The sequence below is a fragment of the Microcystis sp. LEGE 08355 genome (assembly GCF_015207185.1).
Taxonomy (GTDB): domain Bacteria; phylum Cyanobacteriota; class Cyanobacteriia; order Cyanobacteriales; family Microcystaceae; genus Microcystis; species Microcystis panniformis.
The window spans coordinates 1-4,254 of the sequence record NZ_JADEXI010000405.1 but is presented as its reverse complement, the minus strand read 5'-3'; the positions used below and the strand labels follow the sequence as shown (position 1 = coordinate 4,254).

Here is a 4,254-nt window from a genome sequence, read left to right as displayed (position 1 = left end):
CCCTAGATAGTTAACAGTTTCCCATCCCCAGTAGCTAATCTGGAGACTTTTCTCGCAGCACATCTGGTACATTTTGTCAAAAAAACTTTTTCGTTTTAACATAAGTACACATATTTTTGGCAAAAGATCTTTTTCGTCAGAGGAGCAATTGGCAAGTTTTTCCTGGGGACGAATTAGTCATCCTAGACTGGGTAAGGGTTTCAAGGCACAAAGACTAAAAATGCACAGAGTAACCCAATTCTTAGATTTTAGCAGCAGGCTGTAACTATTGCAATCTCGTTGACAAATAGGAATTTTTCTCAATTATTTTTTAAGAAAAGTAAAGATGAAGGAATGTAAATTTAAATCTTCTCAAGTATATTGGGATTTTGATAAATTTTGCTTATGTAAATTAACCCTTAGCATTTAGCTTCTGAGAGCAGTTATCTTATTGGTGAAGTACAAAGTTGTTGTTTTGGCAAGTCTCCGAGCAAGGAGACGATGCCAAATCCAGTTATAATTCATCTTTATCAGAAACGCTATATTTTTCAGTGTAATTGTCAATTTCCTTTTTATTATCAATCTAGCTGATGGCTGACGGCTAATAGCTTTCTTTTTCCTCCGTCACCAGAGTAATACCTGTCCATTCTCCCTTCTGATCATAAGAACGAATTAAGCGCTGTCTTTGAGTGGGAGAAAGTAACCAACCCACCTCTAAAACAAAAGGATGACCAGCAGTAATTTTCAGAGGTGTATTACAGGAAGCTCCATCTGGCAGCAGCAGAATTTGCACTGGCATCGGACTATTTTCAAATAACAATCTTTGTCCCTCAATACGAGCGCTAGAAGTAATTTGATTATCACCAAAAGTCAAAGTTTGCGAGAGATAATTATCCCCCTGACGCTCGATCGAGATATGGGTAGAATAGGCAGCAGAATTATAAAAATCCCGTCCCGTTGTCACCGCTTGTCCCCGCCATTGACCCAGTAATTGCTCCACCGTTAACATCGGTCTTTCTGGTGACTGAGAATCAACTAACTTTTCCCGAATTAAAGTCAAGCGATCGAACTCACAGCGCTCATTAAATAACTGTACGATTCTTAATCGTCTTTCCCCGGAGATTAAGCCAAATTCTGCCCCGAATTGTGAGGAAAAACTACTAAAATATAAAGAACCTTGGCAAAAAGCTCCCGTCTGGCTAAATAGAATACCCTGATGGAGAGAACTATACTCTAAAATTAAGTCTTCTGGCACTCGATCGCTGTAGAGACGGCGGACCAATTGACGAATTGATCGATTATTATTAATGCCTTGCAAAGATACCAAAGTCGGGGTATCTTCGATCAAGTCGCCTTGGGGAGACAGACGGGTAAAAGAACCTTGCCATTGACCGAGATTTTTTAGTAAACATTCCCACTGGGAGAGCATAATAATTGAAGTAATTGGGGGAAATAGGAAAAAATACATGGGAACAATTCGATTAATGCACGCCAAACTCCATCGAGTGCGCGTCAGCGAGGCTAACGTCGATTATGTCGGCAGTATCACTATCGATCGAGAATTGATTGAGCGGGTCGGTATTTTGCCGCTTGAAGAGGTGGATGTGGTCAATCTTAGCAATGGTAAGCGCTTTTCCACCTACGTTTTTCCCGGCCAAACTGGGGAAATTTGCCCCAACGGTGGTGCGGCTCTGCTCTGTCAACCAGGAGATATTTTGATTATCTATGCCTACGAACAACGTCCGAGGCAAGAAGTTCTCGAAAAGGGTCATTTTGCCAAAGTTCTCGTCGCTGATGCCGAAAATCGCTGTCAGCAATTTTTTGAACAGAGCTTAATTCCCCGGGGTGATGGTCGGGGAGTGGAATTCTATAGCCAAGAATGCTGATTCTTGTCCCAAATTTGTTAACTTTCCCGTCATAATAAGAATAAGTAATGTAAATTTTCTTAGAATCAGCCCCCATGCGTGTAATTCTCATGACCGGTAAAGGAGGCGTGGGTAAAACCTCCGTCGCCGCCGCTACAGGACTCCGCTGCGCCGAACTTGGCTATAAAACCCTAGTTCTCAGCACCGATCCCGCTCACTCTCTCGCTGACAGTTTCGATCTCGAATTAGGTCACGATCCTCGTTTGGTACGTCCCCATCTTTGGGGGGCAGAATTAGATGCACTAATGGAATTAGAAGGCAACTGGGGCGCAGTAAAACGTTACATTACTCAGGTATTGCAAGCTAGGGGTTTAGATGGAGTGCAAGCGGAAGAATTAGCGATTTTACCCGGAATGGATGAGATTTTCGGCTTAGTTCGCATGAAACGCCACTACGATGAGGGTACTTATGATGTGTTGATTATCGATTCCGCACCGACGGGGACAGCTTTACGATTGCTGAGTTTGCCAGAGGTGGGCGGTTGGTACATGAGAAGATTTTACAAACCTTTACAGGGAATGTCGGTGGCATTGCGACCACTGGTGGAACCTTTTTTTCGACCGATCGCCGGTTTTTCCCTACCGGACAAGGAAGTTATGGATGCTCCCTACGAGTTTTATGAGCAGATTGAGGCTTTAGAAAAGGTTTTGACCGATAATACTCAAACCTCGGTACGTTTGGTGACAAACCCCGAAAAAATGGTGATTAAGGAGTCTTTACGCGCCCATGCCTATCTAAGTCTCTATAATGTTTCCACCGATTTAATTATTGCCAATCGGATTATTCCCGACAAAGTAACCGATCCTTTCTTTGCTCGTTGGAAAGAAAATCAACAGGGTTATAAACAGGAAATTTACGATAATTTTCATCCTTTACCAGTTAAAGAAGTTCCTCTCTACTCCGAAGAAATGTGTGGTTTACCCGCTTTGGAAAGACTGAAAGAAACTCTTTTTGCCGAGGAAGATCCGACTAAGGTTTATTACCAAGAAAACACCATTCGGGTAGTTCAACAGGAAAATAATTACAGTCTGGAATTATATTTACCCGGCATACCCAAGGAACAAATACAACTAAATAAAACTGGAGACGAGTTAAATATTCGCATTGGGAATCACCGTCGTAATTTAGTCTTACCCCAAGCTTTGGCAGCCCTGAAACCTTCTGGAGCAAAAATGGAAGATGATTACCTGAAAATCTCTTTTAGCAACGTGGTGAAAGTGTAATTTTCCCAGAGTAGGTGGCAAGTGGCAAGTGGCAAGTGGCAAGTGGGGAATTTCATCACCCCATCACCCTAAAACCCTAAAACCCCATCACCCTAAAACCCTAAAACCCCATCATCAGACAATTGACTTTTTCAACAAACCTTACTGATGATTTTCCCAGAAAAATCATCAGAGCCATCTTTTTTCTAACCATGCCAGGACACTTTCAACATCTGCCACTTTTTCTCCTTCAGGTACAGGTGGACGTTGTACCATTACCACGGTTATTCCCAACTCTCTAGCGGCGATAATTTTGGCGTAAGTGGCATCACCGCCGCTATTTTTACTCACGATCGCCCCAATCTTATATTCTTGTAAAAGAGAGCGCTCTGACTGCAAGGAAAAAGGCCCCCGTTCCAATAATAATTTTCCAACCGGTACGATGGCATCTGGTTCCGGAGGGTCAATCATCCGCATCAAAAACCAGATATTGTTTAAATGTCCATAACTTGCCAGTTCTTGCCGACCAATAGTGAGAAATATCCGCGGTGCTAACCCCGATAAAATATTCGCTGCCGCTTGATTGTTTTCTACTTCCATCCAATTATCTCCAGATACTTTTTCCCAAGCTGGACGACTTAACATTAATCGAGGAATACCACAATCCGAGGCGGCTTGAGCGGCATTAAAGGAAATTTGTGCGGCAAAGGGATGGGTGGCATCAATTAAACAATCAATGCCTTCTTGCCGCAGATAATTGGCTAACCCGGTGGCACCACCAAACCCCCCCCGGCGAGAAGGAGTTGTGAAAGTAATCGGTTCTCTCGTGCGACCGGCAAAGGAAGCGATGGCATCTATACCCGGAATTGCCGCAATTTTAGCCGCTAATGCCGCCGCTTCCCCCGTTCCCCCTAAAATCAGCACTCTTTTATTTTTAGTCATCCAGCAATTGCCAAAAGGTTAACTAATTTTCCATCTTCCTATCTTGCCTTGCAAAGGAAAGAGATTGTTGGGGGTAGAAACAGAAACCAAAAACCTACCTAAAGCTTTTTAAAGCTACTCATTTCTGTAGCTAGGTAACTAAAATAAGTAACTTTGGCCACCGATAGATTTTAAGAACGTTATCAGGTATAATCAAGATATGAAGC

The 4,254-nt window shown here is 42.9% G+C and carries 4 protein-coding genes; 2 read left to right on the top strand and 2 right to left on the bottom strand.

The genetic code is table 11. The annotated features are described in order from the left end of the window. Positions 1-580: 580 nt before the first annotated feature. Positions 581-1,408, bottom strand: a complete 828-nt coding sequence (locus IQ242_RS17950; protein ID WP_193960907.1) for a DUF3598 family protein — start codon at positions 1,406-1,408, stop codon at positions 581-583. Between the two features lie 37 nt (positions 1,409-1,445). Here IQ242_RS17950 and panD point away from each other — a divergent pair, with 37 nt between their 5' ends. Together panD and IQ242_RS17940 are read left to right on the top strand one after the other, a co-directional pair. Continuing rightward, positions 1,446-1,865, top strand: coding sequence for an aspartate 1-decarboxylase (gene panD / locus IQ242_RS17945; RefSeq protein ID WP_193960906.1), 420 nt, complete (start codon positions 1,446-1,448; stop codon positions 1,863-1,865). Positions 1,866-1,939: 74 nt separating this feature from the next. Further along, entirely contained in the window at positions 1,940-3,127 is a 1,188-nt protein-coding gene (locus IQ242_RS17940; RefSeq protein WP_193960905.1) for a TRC40/GET3/ArsA family transport-energizing ATPase, read from the top strand. A gap of 168 nt (positions 3,128-3,295) precedes the next feature. Here IQ242_RS17940 and IQ242_RS17935 read toward each other — a convergent pair whose 3' ends face one another. Next, positions 3,296-4,048, bottom strand: coding sequence for a cobalt-precorrin-6A reductase (locus IQ242_RS17935; RefSeq protein ID WP_193960904.1), 753 nt, complete (start codon positions 4,046-4,048; stop codon positions 3,296-3,298). Positions 4,049-4,254: the final 206 nt, after the last annotated feature.